At 40.4% G+C, this 18,910-nt stretch carries 18 protein-coding genes; 9 read left to right on the top strand and 9 right to left on the bottom strand.

The window, feature by feature from the left end; all coding sequences use genetic code 11:
* Positions 1–19: 19 nt before the first annotated feature.
* The 4 genes from ABJG98_RS11260 to clpB all read right to left on the bottom strand — a co-directional run bounded on the left by ABJG98_RS11260 (position 20) and on the right by clpB (position 5,359).
* Positions 20–2,263, bottom strand: a complete 2,244-nt coding sequence (locus ABJG98_RS11260) for an FG-GAP-like repeat-containing protein (RefSeq protein ID WP_348279616.1) — start codon at positions 2,261–2,263, stop codon at positions 20–22.
* Positions 2,264–2,342: 79 nt separating this feature from the next.
* Positions 2,343–2,510: a hypothetical protein gene (locus ABJG98_RS11255; protein WP_348279615.1), complete on the bottom strand. Its 168-nt coding sequence runs from the start codon at positions 2,508–2,510 to the stop codon at positions 2,343–2,345.
* A 94-nt stretch (positions 2,511–2,604) separates the two neighbouring features.
* Positions 2,605–2,751, bottom strand: coding sequence for a hypothetical protein (locus tag ABJG98_RS11250; RefSeq protein WP_348279614.1), 147 nt, complete (start codon positions 2,749–2,751; stop codon positions 2,605–2,607).
* Positions 2,744–5,359 (bottom strand): ATP-dependent chaperone ClpB, encoded by a 2,616-nt coding sequence (clpB, locus tag ABJG98_RS11245; RefSeq protein WP_348279613.1) that lies wholly within the window; start codon positions 5,357–5,359, stop codon positions 2,744–2,746. The genes ABJG98_RS11250 and clpB overlap by 8 nt, the downstream gene beginning before the upstream one ends.
* Positions 5,360–5,619: 260 nt before the next feature.
* On the opposite strand from clpB, the gene ABJG98_RS11240 reads away from it, so the two are divergent.
* Positions 5,620–5,853 carry a hypothetical protein gene (locus ABJG98_RS11240; RefSeq protein WP_348279612.1) on the top strand — a complete coding sequence of 78 codons (234 nt, stop codon included), beginning with the start codon at positions 5,620–5,622 and terminating at the stop codon, positions 5,851–5,853.
* A 53-nt stretch (positions 5,854–5,906) separates the two neighbouring features.
* Here the strand turns inward: ABJG98_RS11240 and ABJG98_RS11235 are convergent, their stop codons facing one another.
* The 4 genes from ABJG98_RS11235 to ABJG98_RS11220 are packed head-to-tail and all read right to left on the bottom strand — an operon-like array spanning position 5,907 to position 11,276.
* Positions 5,907–7,001 (bottom strand): prolipoprotein diacylglyceryl transferase, encoded by a 1,095-nt coding sequence (locus tag ABJG98_RS11235; protein WP_348279611.1) that lies wholly within the window; start codon positions 6,999–7,001, stop codon positions 5,907–5,909.
* A gap of 54 nt (positions 7,002–7,055) precedes the next feature.
* Complete coding sequence (locus tag ABJG98_RS11230; protein WP_348279610.1) at positions 7,056–8,513, bottom strand: TrkH family potassium uptake protein; 1,458 nt, start codon at positions 8,511–8,513, stop codon at positions 7,056–7,058.
* 3 nt (positions 8,514–8,516) lie between these two features.
* The gene (gene trkA, locus ABJG98_RS11225) at positions 8,517–9,857 is read right to left on the bottom strand and encodes a Trk system potassium transporter TrkA (RefSeq protein WP_348279609.1); all 1,341 of its coding nucleotides are present in this window, start codon (positions 9,855–9,857) and stop codon (positions 8,517–8,519) included.
* A gap of 60 nt (positions 9,858–9,917) precedes the next feature.
* A complete protein-coding gene (locus ABJG98_RS11220; protein ID WP_348279608.1) occupies positions 9,918–11,276 on the bottom strand; it encodes an alanine/glycine:cation symporter family protein in 1,359 nt (452 codons plus the stop codon).
* A 110-nt stretch (positions 11,277–11,386) separates the two neighbouring features.
* Between ABJG98_RS11220 and ABJG98_RS11215 the strand changes: the two genes are divergently transcribed.
* Genes ABJG98_RS11215 through ABJG98_RS11190 form a run of 6 tightly spaced genes read left to right on the top strand, consistent with a single transcriptional unit; the run spans position 11,387 to position 16,481 of the window.
* On the top strand, positions 11,387–12,151 hold the full coding sequence (locus tag ABJG98_RS11215; protein WP_348279607.1) for an alpha/beta fold hydrolase: 765 nt from the start codon (positions 11,387–11,389) through the stop codon (positions 12,149–12,151).
* Positions 12,148–12,858 carry an SAM-dependent methyltransferase gene (locus ABJG98_RS11210; protein ID WP_348279606.1) on the top strand — a complete coding sequence of 237 codons (711 nt, stop codon included), beginning with the start codon at positions 12,148–12,150 and terminating at the stop codon, positions 12,856–12,858. The genes ABJG98_RS11215 and ABJG98_RS11210 overlap by 4 nt, the downstream gene beginning before the upstream one ends.
* A gap of 52 nt (positions 12,859–12,910) precedes the next feature.
* Entirely contained in the window at positions 12,911–14,164 is a 1,254-nt protein-coding gene (gene metK / locus ABJG98_RS11205; protein ID WP_348279605.1) for a methionine adenosyltransferase, read from the top strand.
* Between the two features lie 5 nt (positions 14,165–14,169).
* Positions 14,170–14,583 carry a nuclear transport factor 2 family protein gene (locus ABJG98_RS11200; RefSeq protein ID WP_348279604.1) on the top strand — a complete coding sequence of 138 codons (414 nt, stop codon included), beginning with the start codon at positions 14,170–14,172 and terminating at the stop codon, positions 14,581–14,583.
* A complete protein-coding gene (locus ABJG98_RS11195; RefSeq protein WP_348279603.1) occupies positions 14,580–15,299 on the top strand; it encodes a DJ-1/PfpI family protein in 720 nt (239 codons plus the stop codon). Before ABJG98_RS11200 ends, ABJG98_RS11195 begins: the two co-directional genes overlap by 4 nt.
* Positions 15,300–15,311: 12 nt before the next feature.
* Entirely contained in the window at positions 15,312–16,481 is a 1,170-nt protein-coding gene (locus ABJG98_RS11190; RefSeq protein WP_348279602.1) for a hypothetical protein, read from the top strand.
* A 9-nt stretch (positions 16,482–16,490) separates the two neighbouring features.
* Here the strand turns inward: ABJG98_RS11190 and ABJG98_RS11185 are convergent, their stop codons facing one another.
* Positions 16,491–17,018, bottom strand: coding sequence for a DUF4442 domain-containing protein (locus ABJG98_RS11185; protein ID WP_348279601.1), 528 nt, complete (start codon positions 17,016–17,018; stop codon positions 16,491–16,493).
* Between the two features lie 76 nt (positions 17,019–17,094).
* Here ABJG98_RS11185 and ABJG98_RS11180 point away from each other — a divergent pair, with 76 nt between their 5' ends.
* Complete coding sequence (locus ABJG98_RS11180) at positions 17,095–18,102, top strand: hypothetical protein (protein ID WP_348279600.1); 1,008 nt, start codon at positions 17,095–17,097, stop codon at positions 18,100–18,102.
* Between the two features lie 88 nt (positions 18,103–18,190).
* Entirely contained in the window at positions 18,191–18,865 is a 675-nt protein-coding gene (locus ABJG98_RS11175) for a hypothetical protein (RefSeq protein WP_348279599.1), read from the top strand.
* Positions 18,866–18,910 lie beyond the last annotated feature (45 nt).

Here is an 18,910-nt window from a genome sequence, read left to right as displayed (position 1 = left end):
AATTTCGACTCAAAAGTTTCTATTTGACGCTAATTCTTTTGCGACTGGTATAAGCTTCATTACTTATTTGAACAGAATAGATTCCTGGGTATAAGTAATCAAGGCTAATTTCCAATTTTGATTCGGGCGCTTTTAGCACCTTCTCCCAAACTTTTTTCCCGGAGAGATCTGAAATAGTTATGCTAATGTCTGTTCTGCTGAATTGTGATCCTAGAAATAAATTGATTCTGTCGCTGATGGGGTTTGGAAAAATTACCAATTCATCCTTCGCTTCAAAGAATGCAATAATCGTAGCGCTGTTTTCACTTGCTCCGTCATAATCATACTGTACAAGTCGGTAATAATTTGCTCCTTGCGCTGGATTCTGATCTGTAAATAAATATTTGATTTGGTCGCTCGTAGTACCATTACCATATACTGTGCCGATGGTTTGGAATGATTCACCATCAAAAGATCTTTCAATTTCAAATCGATCATTGTTCAACTCTGAAGCTGTCACCCATTCGAGGCGAATAGCGTTTTCATTAACACGTGAATAAAAAGAAATCAGTTCAACAGGTAAAACTGAAAACGAATCACATGAAGATCCATCTGTTCCATTTACTGAAATAAGTGTGAGTGAATTGTCAACAATGTCGGCAGCATTGAAGTCGTAAGAATATGTTTCAATCGTTCCGTTTTTCTCTGGAAAGGTGATATCAATCGTGTAGTCTGATGTCATGTCTGGAAGACTGAAAATCGTGACAGATGGGTTTTGCGCACCATGCCCGGCAGAAGTACTTCCGCTCTGCGCACCTGACACAATATTGCCCATATCATCTTTTATTATCATTGTTGCGCCAACAATTGGCCGAGTAGTTGTTGTTCCATCTACACAATCTTGTGTGTAGACTTTTAGATAGTCGCAACCTCCGCCATCACAAAGGTCATTTTCCCAAATCTGATTATTGCCCCCGTTTACATTGACATAAATATCATAGTCGCCATCGTCATCATAGTCTACTAGATTTACTCCTTCCGAATCGGCATTGACTGCAATGTCTGTTCGTGTAAAACTTAGATTGGCTACACTATTCGTTCCTGAAGTTGTATTAATATATAGATAGCTGTTTCCTGTGTTGTTTCCGAGAAATAAATCGATATCTCCGTCTGCATCAACATCTGCACACGCACACCCATCGATGTTTGGTGTGCCAGGGATTGTTGGCTTAGCTGAAGCGGTAAATGTTCCAGATGTTGTTTGAAGCCACACTTGATTGGTCCCTGCATCTGTCCAATAGATATCCAAGTCTCCATCCAAATCAAAATCGCAAAAAATAACACCTCCTTTGTTTCCATTTACGGCGTTAGTTGCTGCGTTATTTTGAGGGATTGTAGTATTGGGTGTAAAAGTTCCATCTCCGTCATTTGTGTACAGCTTATAACCTGTAGCATTCGATGGCTTTCTCACGATGAAGTCTACATAGCCATCTCCATCATAATCACCGCTTGCCATATAATCTCCATTTTGACCAGTCAGTTCCAAGCCAAGCGTATTTCCGGTTATTGAAACATGTTGCATAAAGTCATTGCCCGTTGCCTCTGCTGCGCTTTCTGAATTTCCGTCACTATCTCCGTTATCTTCCAGCAAAACGCCTCGAGTCGCTGCTCCATCTAGTTGCTGATTTTCTAAAATGTCCACTCCGCATTGTGCATTCTCCAAAATAAGATCAAGCCAACCGTCATTGTTGTAGTCTAGCAATGCAAGACCTTCTGAGTTTATTCCATCATTACCTTCACCAGTACATCCATCTCGCTGTAAATCGGTGAAAATGAAGTTTGGTGTTTGACCCGTTCCTACGCCAAATTGATAGTTGGGTGTACTGTCTGTGCCACGATTAATGTAGAATTCAATTCTTGAGTGCGCATTACGAACGAAATCCATATTTCCATCATTATTGAGGTCTCCCCAAATGATGGATCGCTCACAAAGTACATCATCTAGTCCGCTAGCTAGGGTTGTTGTTACGTCAGTAAAAGAAGGATTTGTTGCGCCATCGCTTTGTAATAACCTTGTTCTGCCGGCAGCATTGTTTTGGTTTGTATTGATGAGGATATCCAGATCACCATCATTATCAAAATCAGCCCAAACGGCCCCTCCATCTTTATTGCCTCCGATTTCGGCACCTGTGCCTGTTTGGAGAGTAAACGTCTGTGAATAGAGAGGAGTGGTGGCTAACATAGCGAATGTTATGCACCACGCAACTAGGTTTTGTTTGCGCATGAGTGGTAGTATTGACGGTTCCAGCAATACCAAAAATACGCAGTTTCCTGAGAATTAGGATGTTATCAATTGATAATTTTTAACTTCCGCATCCAACACACTCGATTTCAGAGTTTATCGGACGAGTTCCATTTTGCTTCATTTTAAGATTATGAATCTTGTCCTTGATCTCCATATCGTTGAACATATCACCGGTCAACTTTGATTCCAGATCTGTAATTTGGGCTTGGATTTCTTCTGCAGTCATGACGTGTTTGTTACGGGTAATAGTAGAATAAATTTAATAAGAATTTTGTAGAGATGGTTCATCAACTGCTAATTTTTCATAAGAAAAATTCGTATTACTCTTCTTCATCCATGGCAATCATCTCAATCCTATTCTCTTCCACAGATTTGAATTCCTGATTGTACATGTTGTGGAAAGCGATCATAGTTCCTATGATTGCCACCCAACATACTCGCTTTAAAAGCTTCAATAATTTACTCAATTTCAACGGCATCCAGATTCAAAAATTCAACCTTACCATTCTCAGAGAGTGTAACTCCAATCACTGAGTCTTTTGCGATATTACCTGCAAGAATATCTTTTGAAAGTTCATTGAGAATCTCTCGTTGCAATACGCGCTTCAATGGACGTGCTCCGAATTGTGGATCGAAACCAATTTTCCCCAAGTGTTGAAGTACTTTTTCATCCGCTTCTATCTTGATCCCATTTTCTTCCAGACGCTGCTGAATAAGTCTGAATTGAATTCCCACAATTTTCTGAAGGTCATCTTTACTCAGCGGACGGAACATGATTGTTTCGTCGACACGGTTTAAGAATTCTGGCCTCACTGATTTTTTCAATAGCTCGAAAACCTGATTCTTAGTTTCTTCAATTACCGGCTCAAGATTGGCTTCATCCAGTTTTTCAAAGTTTGCCTGAATCAGTCCCGAACCAATATTGGTTGTCATGATTATGATTGTATTCTTAAAGTTTGCCACACGTCCTTTATTATCTGTTAATCGTCCGTCATCAAGCACTTGTAGCAAAATATTGAAGACATCAGGATGTGCTTTTTCAATTTCATCCAACAATATCACACTATAGGGCTTTCTTCTTACAGATTCTGTAAGCTGACCTCCCTCATCGTATCCAACATAACCGGGAGGTGCACCAATGAGTCTACTCACAGCATGTCTTTCCTGATATTCAGACATATCGATCCGCACCATTGCATTCTCATCATTGAAAAGATATTCTGCTAATGCTTTGGCAAGTTCTGTCTTACCAACTCCTGTTGTGCCTAAGAAAATGAAGGATCCAATGGGGCGCTTTGGATCGTGTAATCCTGCACGACTTCTACGGACAGCATCTGAAACTGCCTGGATAGCTTCCGTTTGCCCTGCTACTCTTTTGCCTAATTCTGTTTCAAGGTGGATGAGCTTTTCCCGGTCACTTTCTAGCATTTTGGAAACAGGTATGCCTGTCCATTTAGCTACCACTTCTGCAATATCCTCGGGGTCTACCTCTTCCTTAAGCAGACTTTTCTCTCCCTGCATCTCTACCAGCTGCTTTTGATATTCTGAAAGCTTCTGCTCGGATTCAACAATTTTGCCATACCTGATCTCTGCCACCTTATTGTATTCTCCTGCTCTTTCTGCCTGCTCAGCTTCAGTCTTATATGTTTCTATGTTTTCCTTTTCCTCGCGTAGGCCTTGAATGACTGACTTCTCATTGTCCCATTTTGCTTTTATCTCTTTTCTATCTTCTTCTAAATCAGCAATTTCTTTGTTAAGCAACTTCTCTTTTTCCTTATTCTTTTCTCTTCTGATGGCTTCACGTTCGATCTCCAATTGCATGATCTTCCTATTAAGCTCATCCAACTCTTCCGGGAGAGAATCAATCTCAATTCTTAATTTTGAAGCTGCCTCGTCCATTAAATCAATGGCTTTATCTGGTAAAAAGCGATCGGAGATGTAACGATTCGACAACTCAACAGCAGCAATCACTGCATCATCTTTTACTCGCACTCCGTGGTGTATCTCATATTTGTCTTTGATTCCGCGAAGGATTGATATTGCATCAGTCACGCTAGGTTCATTCACCACTATGGACTGAAACCTTCGTTCCAGGGCCTTATCCTTCTCCATGTATTTCTGATACTCTTGAAGAGTAGTCGCTCCTATAGCATGTAATTCTCCACGGGCCAATGCTGGTTTCAACAAGTTGGCTGCATCCATGGCTCCTTCTCCACCTCCTCCAGCCCCAATCAGTGTGTGAATTTCGTCGATGAATAAGATGATCTCGCCATCACTATCGGTTACTTCTTTGATCACCGCTTTAAGCCGTTCCTCAAACTCACCTTTAAATTTTGCTCCTGCCACTAATAGACCCATGTCTAAAGAAATGATCGTTTTGGATTTCAAATTTTCGGGAACGTCACCATCTACTATACGCTGAGCCATTCCCTCGACTATAGCTGTCTTACCTACACCAGGCTCGCCAAGAAGAATCGGGTTATTCTTTGTTCTTCTTGCTAAAATTTGAAGGACCCGTCGTATCTCTTCATCCCGCCCGATCACTGGATCAATTTTTCCTTTTTTTGCAAGCTCATTGAGATTTTTAGAATACCGCTCGAGTGATCGATATTTCGATTCTGCATTCTGATCTGTTACTTTTTCTCCTCCACGAAGCTCCTTGATTGCTGAGATCAACTGTTTTTCCTGGAAACCTGCATCCTTTAAGATTTGAGCAGATTTATCGCTTCCTGCAAGAATTCCTAGAATTATGTGTTCAACAGCGATGTACTCGTCTCCAAAATCCTTAAGGTACTTTTCTGCTTTTTGCAAAGCTTTGGCTGCTTCGTTCGATAAATAGGGTTGCCCGCCAGAAACCTTGGGATAGCCATTGATTAACTCCTGAAGTGGGCCCTTTATCATTTGCTTTTGTGCTCCCAGCTTTTTCAAAAGGAAGGACACTAAATTTTCATCAGACATGAAAATTGCTTCCAGAAGGTGTCCAGTCTCAATTACTTGTTGACCTCCGCCAGATGCGATTTCTGTTGCCTTTTGAAGGGCCTCCTGTGCTTTAATTGTATAGTTGTTGAAATTCATTTGCCTTTCTATTTCTTGTATGATCTGAAGATCACAAATGCTATTCCAAAGAAATTATTGCATTATTTCAAGACAGAATGACAGGAAAAGATTTGGTTATTTCGTAAAAAAGAAGCCAATAAGTCAGGATAACATTTTTAAATTATTAGAGAAAATGTAAATTTTTATTTCGTGTTTTTTGACAAAAAGAGGTCAATCATTTGTTTATGATCGCTAACCTTCTAATTTTAATGGTTCAATTTTTTTAAACCTGACCAAAAATGAAAAAAGTACTATTACTATTAGCGATGGTGGCATTCCTAGGAGCTTGCACATCGTCGGCATCATCTGAATCTGAAGCTGAAGATGCTGTAGAAGAAGCAGGAGAAGCTGCAGAAGAAGCAATGGATGACATGGAAGAAGCTGCGGGTGACGCAATGGATTCTCTTGAAGTCGCTGTTGATTCTTTAGCTGCTGAAGCAGAGGATGAGATGGCTGATGAAGCTGATCAATAATTATTGATCCAACATAAATCAAGAAAGGGAGTTTTTACTCCCTTTTTTTGTATCTAATTGGAGTCAGACATTTTTCGATCTCGCTGGAAAATCCATATCATTATTATGATCCCTGAAACAGTTAATGGAATGCTGAGTATTTGACCCATATTCAGTGCCAGGTTATCTTCAAAAGCTTCTTGATTCATTTTGAAAAATTCATCCGCAAATCGAAGGGACCAAAATACGATCATGAATAGTGCGAAATTGAATCCTTGGGGCAAAACCTCTCTGCGCTTGGCCCACAACCAATAAAAGACAACCATCAGTATAGCAGCGTAAAAGGCTTCATACAATTGTGCTGCATGTCTGACTTTGCCTAAAGCTGAAATCTCTACAATCTCTCTTCCCTCTTTTTGGTAGTTTTTATATACCAGCGGGCCATCTCCGAAATCAACATGCTCCCTTACTTCCCGATATCTGTTAAGAGCACCTTTTAGTTTATTCTCAACAAAATCTTTATCCTTAATCTCAAACTTTACGCCTCTTCTATATTCAACTATGGCTTTAATAGGAACCCTCCCTGCCACCGTGCTTTGTATATCACCCCCTTTTTCAAAATTTACACTTTCAATGTCTGGAGAGTATTTTAGAGTTTCTAGTGTGGCTCTTGCATAGATAATACCAGTGTTAGAATTAGTTAGCGTTCCTTCCATTTCTGAGTTGAAAAGATTTCCTATTCGTATCAAAGAAGCAGTCAAAACGCCTACAATAACTAAACGATCCAGAATCCAGAGGTAGCGATACTTATACTTTTTGCAGAAAAAATAGATGGCGATCAGAATCCCCAAAACACCTCCATGACTGGCCAGGCCTCCTTCCCAGATTTTCAATATATCAATAGGGTTTGATAAATAATACCCGGGGTTATAAAAGAGACAATGCCCCAGCCGGGCACCAATGATAGTCGCAATTACCATGTATCCTGTAATTCGTTCCACATCTTTTTCAGGACGACCCTCTCTTTTGAAGATGTGAAAAAATACCTGCTGTGAAATAAGAAAGCCTAAAGCGAACAACACGCCATACCACCGGGGTGCATAATCTGTAAAAGGGATGGTAAAGATGGCGGGATCAACTGTCCAGATAATAAAGCTAAGCGTGTTCATTTAATCAAGTGTTGTATGAGTCGCTCCAAAGATGAATCAATCTAATGAAAGGGGTTAGACTTTTCTCCAGAAAAATGGTGTGAATAGGATTAATACAGTGAAAAGTTCCAGTCTACCCAAAAGCATCATAAAGGATAAGATCCACTTTACACCTGTAGGTAAGTGAGCAAAATTATCTACCGGTCCAACGTCACCTATTCCCGGTCCAATATTTCCAAGTGTCGTAGCTACTGCCCCAAGCGAGGTATTGAAATCAATTCCAAATGAGGAAACAGCAATAGCCCCGAAACATACGATCAGTATGTAGATCATGATAAATGCCAAGACATTAAACGTAATGTCTCGACTTACTGATTTTCCATTGAAGCGGACGGGTATAATTGCGGACGGGTGTAAGATTCTTTTTAATTCTAGTAAGCTGTTTTTAATCAGAAGGATGTGTCTCACCAACTTTACTCCGCCTGCAGTAGAGCCAGCAGAACCTCCGGCAAACATTAGCAAAAAGAATATGACGGTAAGGAAAGATGTCCAGGCAGTGTAATCATGCGTAACATACCCTGTTGTAGTTACAATAGATACAATTTGAAAGAGGGCGTCTCTAATTGACTTCTCAAAGGTATCATGACCCAAATTGTAAATAATAAGTCCTACAACCAGTGAAACGGAGATACAGAAAATCAGGTAAAACCTAAATTCTTCGTTGTTCAATACTTTTTTAAACTTCCCATGAAGACCAAAGTAGGTCATGGTAAAGTTGGTGCCGGCCATGAACATAAATGCGATGATCACATACTGAATGAATGGATCGCTGTAATAAGCAATACTTGCATTTTTAGTAGAGAAGCCTCCGGTGGCCATTGTAGTTAGACTGTGATTGATGGCATCATAAAAGGTCATCCCACCAACCCAAAGTAAAACCATTTCTGTAAGTGTGAGACCGCAGTAAATAATCCATAGCCTCTTGGCTGTTTCTTTGATTCTTGGTTGGAGTTTATCCGGAGAAATCCCAGGTGCTTCTGCCACAAACAACTGCATCCCTCCAATACCTAAAAGGGGAAGTATGGCTACGGTTAAAACAATTATTCCCATACCACCGATCCATTGGGTGAGGCTTCTCCAAAAAAGGATGCCTTTATGAACGGATTCGATATCAGTCAATACAGTGGCACCAGTTGTAGAAAAACCGGATAGCGTTTCAAAGAAGGCGTTGGTGAGGTCGGGAATTGCGCCGCTAAGAAGATAAGGTAGCGATCCGAAAAATGACATAGAGAGCCACCCCATTGTTACAATCAGATAGCCGTCTTTCTTCCGCATGTCATTGTTTTCCAGGTTTCTCGTCAGGAATACGAATATTGCTCCAAAGCCTATTGTGATGAGTGCCGAGCCAATAAGTGCATTATGATCACCTTCTCCATAGTACAGGCTAAAAGGCAGGCACGAAAGCATAAACGCTCCATTGATAAGAAGCAAAAAGCCGATAACCTTAAAAATTACCTTGTAGTTGAATTGCATGGCTTACTTGAAGAAGCTCTCCACTTTTTTAATACATTCAGGTTTGGACAATACAACTACGCGATCCTTTGAGTGAAATTCAAAATTACCTCTGACAGCAATTCCTTTTCCATCTCTAATCACACCTCCTACAATGGCTGTCCGTGGAAAATCAAGGTCTTTGAGAGGTTTCTCCATGATCTTAGATTTCTCACTTAGTTCAAACTCCAGAATCTCTGCATCAACACCGTGGATGCCGGCAATGTTTAAAACTTCTCCTTTTCGTATGTATCGGAAGATGAAACTAGCGGCGATTAATTTTTTGTTTATTAGTGTATCTATTCCAATACTTTGTGAAAGGTGGATATAATCCACATTTTCCACTAGTGCTATTGTTTTTTTAACTCCTTGATTTTTTGCAACCAATGAAGCCATGATATTTGTTTCTGAGTTCTCAGTAAGAGCCACAAAAGCATCCATCCGATCAATGCTCTCTTCTTTCAACAAATTGATGTCACGACCGTCTCCATTAATAATCATGGTATCTGGAAGTTCATCAACCAGATGAAGGCATTTTTCTTTATCTGCCTCTATAAGCTTGATATTATATTTTTTGCTTAAAAGCTTAGCGGTATTAATCCCCACCTTGCTCGCACCCAAAATCATCAAATTCTTGATCTCGAAGCTCTCTTTTCCTGCCAGGGAAGTTACTCGCTCAATCCCATCTGGCTGTGCAATGAAATACGCGTGATCTCCATCTTGGAATTTATTTTCCCCGTAGGGAATGATGGTTTTATTGTTCCGCAGAATTGCTACAGTTGTAAAATTATGATCTGGGTTTAGATAAGCTGTTTCTGTGAGTGTCTTACCAAATAATTGTGAACCCTCATCTACAGTGATCCCCACTAATGAGAGCATGCCCTTTTCAAACTCGAATGTATCAGTCAGTGCTGACTGTTTGAGCAACCTTTTGATCTCACGTGCGGCAAGCGATGCTGGCGAGATAATTTCATCAATTCCAACATTGCTAAGATTTAGCTCATCTCGTGAGTGCAATAATTCGATGTTAGAAATTCTTGCTATTGTTTTTTTTGCCCCAAGACTCTTGCCAAGTATGCATGTGGTAATGTTTGTTTCCTGAATAGACGTCACCGCTATCAGCAGGTCTGCCTTTCCAATATTGGCTTCTTTGAGTATACGTGGTGATGTTGAACTCCCCCGTACGGTGCTCACATCCAGGTGCTGCGAGACATATTCCAGAACATTGGGATTTGAATCTATGATTACAATGTCCTGCTCCTCTGCTGTTAAAAGCTTCGCAAGATGAAAACCCATCTCCCCAGCTCCTGCTATTACAATTCTCATTCTATCTTAAATGATACCGCCTGCAAAGATATTGTATCTAAGTACCAGCATTCCAAATGATTATGAATTATATACCTCACTAAAGTATTTCTTCGTTGCTTCCATCACCTTCGGTGCCAATACAATTGTGGATATCATTGTTGGTACTGCCATTAGGCCATAGGCTACAAAAACAAGATTTACAACGTCTGTTAATGATGCCACAGAGCCAACAACCACTAGAGCTATGTACCAATAATAAAAATATCTTCCGTATTTAGCGCCTATCAAAAATGATAGACACTTCTGCCCATAGTATGCTAACCCAAAAATGGTTGTAATTGCGAAAACCATGACACAAACCATCAATACATACGGACCAAAACCTGGTAAACTGATTTCAAATGCTTGAGCAGTCATCACTATTCCATCTGATTCCCCACTTTGCCATGCACCAGTGATTAGAATGCATAATCCGGTCATCGTGCAGACGATAATGGTGTCAATGGCAGGTCCCAACATTGCTACCAAACCTTCTCTAACTGGTTCCTTAGTCTTTGCCGCACCGTGCATCAATGGCGCCATACCAATACCTGCCTCATTAGAGAAAGCTGCGCGTTTAGCTCCTTCCACAATTACGGCTCCAACAGCACCGCCCAACATTGCTTTGGCAGTAAAGGCATCCTCTAAGATGAAAAGAAAAGAAGGAATAATTTCCGATGGATTCAAAACCATGATTGAGGCAACGCTAATTACAAAAAGTACCACCATGAATGGCACCAGCTTGGACGCTACGTTTCCAATTCGTTTGATCCCTCCAAGGATTACTACGGCGACCAAAGCAGCTATCACAATTCCAATGGTCAGATTAACCGCAAAAGAATCCTGAACGCCCGCTGGAATCAAAATGACGTTTTTAAATACTGCCACCATTTGATTGGTCTGAAAAACAGGTGTTGCTCCAAAGAACCCTGCAACGCAAAAGAAGGCTGCTAATGGCATCCATTTCTTTCCAAGCGCCTCACGGATCACATACATTGGTCCACCCTGAATCTCACCCATGGAATCTTTGCCTCGAAACTGAACAGCAAGCGTGCATGTAAAGTACTTTGTAGCCATCCCGATAAACGCACTCACCCACATCCAAAACAGGGCTCCTGGACCTCCCGCTGCAATGGCCAATGCCACACCGCTGATATTGCCCATACCAATTGTTGCTGCCAGTGCGCCAGATAAGGCCTGAAAGTGACTAATGTCTCCGGGATCGTTTGGATCATCGTATTTGCCCCTTAGGACATTGATGGAATGACGTAAATAGCGAAAGGGTAAAAACCTTGAATAAATCAGGAGAAATAAGCCTCCACCAAGAAGTAATATCAGTAGTGGTGGTCCCCAGATAAAGTTTACCGCATTGGATAAAAAGCTGCTAAGTGAGTTCATAAAGCCCGTGAAGGTAATATGTATCTTTGAGTCAGATCAATTTAATGGTAGTGAAATGAACAAAAAGAAGGTTTTGTTGATTACAAGTGCAAAATAGGAATTCAAAATAGATGAAGTTAAACTTTAGAACATTGGGATCAGGTCCCCCCCTAATCGTAATGCATGGCGTTTTTGGGTCATCTGATAACTGGCAGACATTGGGGAAAGTTTTTTCCGAAAAGTTCAAAGTCTATCTGATTGATTTACGCAATCACGGAAACTCCCCACACAGCAATGAGTTTGATTACGATGTGATGGTGAAAGATGTGATGGAACTCATGGATGATGAACATTTGAGTCATGCTCACATCCTTGGACACTCTATGGGCGGAAAAGTAGCGATGCATATGGCAACTCAACACTCAGGCGCAGTTGATAAGTTAATTGTAGTGGACATAGCTCCTAAATATTATGAACCTCACCATCAGCAAATATTTGAGGGTTTTCACTCGGTAGATTTAGCGAAACTTCAAAACAGAAAGGATGCGGATGATCAAATGGCCCACGTGATCACCAATTTTGGCGTTCGGCAGTTTATTCTTAAAAATCTCGATCGAAAAAAAGATGGGAGTTTTGCCTGGAAGCTAAATATATCTGCGATTGAAAATGCCATTGAAACTGTAGGTGAAGGCATCGAAGGAGAAGTTAGCTTTGCAGGCCCTACACTATTTATCGCCGGGAGCAAATCAGACTACATCACAAATGATGACCATAATCTCATACAATCTTATTTCCCAGCGGCAAAAATTGTAACCATAAATGGGGCTGGGCATTGGGTACACGCAGAAAAACCCCATGAGCTTGGAGAGCTAGTCATTGAATTTTTATCCAAATGAATCACGGCAAATTATTTTTAATCCCTACATATCTGTCATCAGACAATGATGCCTCGTTCATTTCACCTATGGTGACAGATGTGCTGAAAAACACCAAATATTACTTTGTAGAAAATGTGCGCACTGCCCGACGCTTTGTTAGCAGTCTGAAAGCTGGCATTACGATCGAAGAACTAGAATTTCAAATTCTCGATAAAAAGTCTAATTGGGATCAAATGTATCCGCTGTTTGAGCCCATTAGAAATGGCTTGGATATCGCTGTTATCTCTGAAGCAGGTGTTCCCTGCTTGGCAGATCCGGGCAATGTGGCTGTTAGCTTTGCCCACCAAACAAACATCCAAGTGGTTCCAATGCCCGGAACTTCTTCCATACAAATGGCGCTCATCGCTTCCGGTTTTAATGGTCAAAGATTCACATTCCATGGCTACCTTCCCATCGATAGAAATCCAAGACAGCAAAAAATTAAAGAACTCGAGAAGCTTAGCCAGTCTGGATATACCCAGCTTTTCATGGAAACACCGTACAGAAATCAGCAATTGATAAAAGACATTTTGAAAATCTGTCGCGCAGACACTTTACTAAGTATCTCTGCGGACATCTCTGGATCCAATGAAAAAATATTGACACAGCCTATTTCAAAATGGCAGAAAACTGACATTCAAATACATAAAATTCCAGCAATATTTAGTTTTGGTCAATTCCCATAACGGAGTTCTCCAAATCTTCTAAATTTGCCGACCTAAAAGAAACGAAATATAGATGCCATATTTATTTACTTCAGAGTCCGTAAGTGAGGGACACCCGGACAAAATCGCTGATCAGATTTCCGATGCACTAGTAGATCATTTTCTTGCATTTGATCCTGACAGTAAGGTGGCATGTGAAACTATGGTAACCACAGGTCTTGTCGCTCTTGCTGGTGAAGTAAAAACCAAAGCATATATAGACGTGCAAAATATTGCTCGTGAAGTCATCAATAAAATAGGCTATACGAAAGGTGAATACATGTTTGATGGAAACTCATGTGGTGTTATTTCTGCCATTCATGAGCAATCCCCTGACATCAACCAAGGCGTAGAGCGAGAGTCTGAAGATGAGCAAGGGGCTGGTGATCAGGGAATGATGTTTGGTTACGCAACCAAAGAGACTGAGAATTACATGCCTTTAGCATTAAACCTTTCACATAGAATATTAATGGAACTTTCTGATATCCGAAAAGAAGGAAAACAAATGACCTACTTACGTCCGGATGCAAAATCACAAGTAACCATTGAATATGATGATCACAATCGTCCGATTAGAATTGATGCTATTGTTGTTTCTACCCAGCATGATGATTTTGACAATGAGGACAACATGCTAAAAAAGATCAAAGAAGATGTGATCAATATCCTTATCCCGCGGGTAAAGGAGAAGCTTAAAGAACAGAATCAGGAATTATTCAACAATCAAATTAAGTACCACATAAACCCTACCGGCAAATTTGTAATCGGTGGTCCGCATGGAGATGCCGGGCTGACAGGAAGAAAGATTATCGTGGATACATATGGTGGCAAAGGAGCGCATGGTGGAGGCGCCTTCTCAGGAAAGGATCCTTCGAAGGTGGACAGATCTGCTGCCTATGCAACCAGACACATCGCTAAGAACCTTGTGGCTGCTGGCGTGGCTGATGAAATCCTTGTTCAGGTTTCTTATGCAATTGGTGTTGCCGAGCCAATGGGCATTTATATAAACACCTATGGTACCGCAAATGTTGACATGAACGATGGTGAAATTGCCAAAATCGTAGATAAAATATTTGATATGCGACCTGCATACATCATTAAGCGGTTGAAACTTAAAGAGCCCATTTATTCAGAGTCTGCTGCCTACGGGCATATGGGAAGAGTTCCAGAAGTAAAACAAGTAAACTTCAAAGGTAACGGTGGGGAAGAAGTGAAGAAGGTAGTAGAAACATTTACCTGGGAGAAGCTAGATTACGTGGATCAAGTGAAAGAAGCGTTTAGCCTTTAGGATAAATGAAAAATCCAATAAGCAGCTGGCACCAAGTCGTAAAGACCAACGATGCAAAGCTGCTTAAGTCCATTCTGGACAAAGAAGCTATTTTTTATTCACCTATTCTTTTCAAAGCACAAAAGGGAAGGAAAATCGTCATGGGATATTTACTTTCCGCTGCAAAGATGTTTGAAGGAACAGGCTTTCACTACGTCAAGGAATTAATTAGTGAAAGTGATGCTGTACTGGAATTCAACGCTGAAATTGATGGAATCATGATAGACGGTGTGGACATCATCTCGTGGAATGAGGATGGAAAAATCATTGAATTTAAAGTCATGATACGTCCATCAAAGGCAATTGAGAAAGTGGGTGAGAAAATGAAAGCGCAACTAGAAAACATGAACCTTTGGGATAAACTAAAATTGCAGTTATGAAAACCGTCAAAAAAATATGCTTGATAATTCTAATTGTCACGGCCTGTCAACCCCAAGCTGAGAAAGCTCCTGTTCAAATTAAGCCCGTTGCAGAAGGGCAATCATTCAATGCAGCATTTCTAATGATTGATGGTGTCTATAATTCTGAACTAATAGCTCCTTATGATATTTTTCAACATACCATTTTCCATACTGATGGTGGAATAAATGTGTTCACTGTCAATGAGACGATGGATACGGTTACAACCTTTGAAGGTCTTAAACTTATCCCTCACTTTTCGTTTGACAGCCCTGACCTTCCTGAAATAGACATCCTGGTAGTCCCTAGTGCAGAACACAATATGGATTCTGATCTTGAAAACGAGAAGCTAATCAACTGGGTCACTGAAATAGGTGGCAAAGCAAAGTATGTAATGTCGCTTTGTGATGGTGCGTTTGTTCTGGCCAAAGCAGGACTGGTGGATGGTAAGGAATCCACTACATTTCCTACGGATATTGAACGATATCGAAAGACATTTCCTGAATTAACTGTGCATGAGGGAGTCTCCTTTGTGCACGACGATATGCTTCTTACATCTGCAGGAGGCGCCAAGTCTTATGATGTATCACTGTATCTGGTTCATCATTTGTATGGAGATCAGGTAGCAAAAGGAGTTGGTAGAGGTCTTGTTATAGACTGGGAGCTAAGTGATTATAAGTTCATTCGAGTAGAATAAATTGAATCCACAATGCAAATATTTGAAGTTAACAATAAGAAAACTGCAAAGGATTTTTTACTCTTTCCAGTAAGACTTTACAAAAGTGAAGTGAATTGGATACGCCCATTAGACAAAGACATCAATGGTGTTTTTGATCCTAAAGTCAACAAATTTTTTAGAAACGGTGAGTGTATGCGTTGGATTCTCAAAGACGATGCAGACAAAACCATCGGTCGGATTGCTGCATTCATCAATCAAAAGACTGTCAATAAAGACAATGACCAACCGACCGGAGGAGTAGGATTCTTTGAGTGCATAGACGACCAAGTAGCAGCAAACCTCTTATTCGATGCTGGGAAAAACTGGTTGGAGCAAAAAGGCATCGAAGCTATGGATGGACCGATCAATTTTGGAGATCGTGACAATTGGTGGGGACTTTTGATTGACGGGTTCGACCGTCAGCCTAACTATCAATGTAACTACAACTTCCCATATTATCAGCAGCTATTTGAAAACTACGGATTTCAGATGTATTTCAAACAGTTTACGTTTGGCCGGCTGGTTATGGATCCCCTTAGCGATCGACTCTACCAAAAAGCTGAAATAGCACAGAAAAATGCAAACTATACTTTCAGGCATATTGAGAAAAAGCATTTAAAAAAATATGCAGAAGATTTTAGAACCGTTTATAACGATGCCTGGGCAAGTCACCCAGGTGTAGCAAAAATGTCTTCTTTGCAGGCCAATGCGATCATTAAAAAAATGAGGCCCATCATGGATGAAAAAATCATGTGGTTTGGCTACTACAATGAACAACCTGTTGGTTTTTACATTAATATTCCTGAATTGAATCAGGTGTTCAAGCATGTCAATGGGAAGCTGGATCTGGTCGGAAAGCTTAAATTCCTCTATCATAAACTGATGAAGACCAACAAAAAAATGATTGGATTGGTATTCGGTATTTCTCCCAAACATCAGGGAAAAGGAGTAGACGGTGCCCTGATTATGGCTATTAGAAATGTGGTACAAGAGACTTACACCAGATACGAGCAGCTTGAAATGAACTGGATTGGAGATTTCAACCCAAAGATGCTAAAAGTAGTAGATCAAGTTGGTGGAGAGATAGTGAAAACACATCACACCTATCGGTACCTTTTTGATCGCACTAAAGAGTTTAAGCGAATGCCAATCAAGAAGTAACAAACTTCCTTATTGTTTCCACGATTTCTTTTTTCTTTTCTCCTTGTAGTAGGCTTTGTCTGCGATGTAAATTGTTTTTTCTATCTCGCAGAAAACCTTACCCTCTTTACTTGTTAAGCTTACTGTTTTAACAATATCTACTTCTTTCTTTTCTGCAACATTCTTCTTGAGCTGACTAAGATCTTCTTTTGTAAATTCGAATACTGCGTACGCATCTGTGCTAGCCGGGCGCCTAAAATTTACAATCGAAGATTTGTCCCAAACTACGTAATCGGTCCCCAATAGCTGAATGAGTTGAACCATATAAATTGGATCTGTTGCCGAGAACAAGCTTCCTCCAAAAATGGTCCCAACATAATTCCTATTCTTATATGAGATCGGAATTTTGATATCTATTCTGCTAAGATCCGGTGTTACAGAAATGATTCTTCCTGTAGATCGTCGATACATTGGAGTTAGATTAAAAAAAACCTTAAAGATCTTATGTGTATGATTTTTAAAGTATTTATTAGCAATGCGCGATAGAAACTGATACATATCTGGAGTTTAATGACTCGAACTTAATGATGAAAAAGTTTATCTTTCCTAAACCACTGACCCTACGCCACCAAAAATGAAGAATCTCATTCTGCTTGTTCTATCACTTGTCTTGACTGTTTCAGTAAACGCACAAAAGGCAGAAACAGTTAGTGTCCCCTATCATCACACACGCTTACCAACCAATCCTTTGCCGGACGGATTGAAAAAATTCCATGTGGTATACAGGCTGGACAATCTGGAAAAAGATTACATGAGCAAAAACTACATATTCTATCTTGACAAGCTTGGTATTTGGGGATTGGAACGCACAGACGATGAGGGTGTGAAGATTCAGGTTGAACCTGATACGATGAGCATCTCTAGCTATGGAAACTCCACCAAGTTTGACGATAAAACCAAGTATAATAAAGTAGTAACATTTAACAGGACGCTTTATTATACGGCTACCCTACCCGGCGAAGAAGGAAACCCTTTTGTTATAGAAAGCATTGATGACCATGCCTACATTAAGCACGGTGAATGGCAAAACTCCGAGACCGGCGCTGAAAACTGGTATAACTCCAGCGTCAATTTACTGGCACATGAGTATGATCAGGAAATCACACAAAAGAATGTAAATAAGCTGAGCTCAGAACTAAGTGGTTTCATTGGTTTTCCACAGATCAAAGGGACTGTTCCCATTCTACGAATTAAGAAGTTTAAAAAATTCTCTTATCCGGAGCTTGATCAAGCAGTGGATATCGCCAAAGCGGCGTTTGCATTGCATCAGATAGATCAGATGTACATGCCTGAAATATGCAAAGAACGATTACAAGGAGCTCTGGAAATCTGGGAAAAAGTAATCGCTTCCAAAAATATGTCAGATAAAAAAGCGCGAATCAATAGCGAGGTAGCTGCACTCGCTTATCAAAACCTGATTCTCGTGACTGGACTAATGGATGACTATGAAAAAGTAGAAGAGCTGTATACTAGCGTAGAGGATGATATTAAACAGTACGATCCTAAGGACTGGGATTCGTATCTCCAAAACTGGAAGGACTATGTAAACTATCGTAAGCAAAGAGTAGAGGCCAACAACTAACGGTCTATCTATATAATTCGACAGTTCAGTAATCATTAATTAAAGAAGGACTATTTTTTCTTTTGAATTGCATAAAATCGTAATTCATATGGAACAGTTTTTAAGCATTTCACATATCATCTGCGGTGGCACAGTATTGCTCCTAGGGGTGTTTCAGATGTTCAATCGAAAAGGTAGCAAGAATCATATCCTACTGGGGAAGGTGTATGTAGCTGCCATGTGGTGGATATGTTTGAGTGCACTATCTATAATTACATTTTATCGCTTTAGCGCATTCCTCTTGGTTATCGCTGTGCTCACTTTTCATACTTCATTCGTTGGTGTACGAGTCGTGAATAGAAAGAAGCCTGGAACAGAAAAGTGGTACGATTGGGCAGTAGCAATAGCTACATCGTTGTTTGGTGTCGGATTGATCGGCTATGGAGGATATATCTTCTTTGCCACTAATAATACTGTTATGGCCATTCTCTGTTTAGGTTTCGGTCTCCTCACACTCAAAAATGGAACCGATGACCTTCGTTTTTTCATCAAACCAACCATTTCTGAAAAACACTGGTGGCTATATCAGCACATTGGAGCCATGGGTGGCTCATACATTGCCGCACTTACGGCTTTTGCTGTGCAAAACCCAAACATCTTTATGCCAAACAGCGCTAACCAATGGCTACTTTGGATCATTCCGGGTGTTATTGGAGCACCGCTTATCGCCATAGCTTTAAGGCGTTGGAAAAAGAAACTAACGGCAGGCGGTGCAACTGTTTGATTCTATTCCTCATCATAAATATGGTTTTCAAAATAATATAGACTA

The organism is Ekhidna sp., from assembly GCF_039960695.1.
Taxonomy (GTDB): Bacteria; Bacteroidota; Bacteroidia; order Cytophagales; family Cyclobacteriaceae; genus Ekhidna.
The sequence above is the reverse complement of the archived record's forward strand: the minus strand, read 5'-3'. Positions and strand labels throughout refer to the sequence as shown.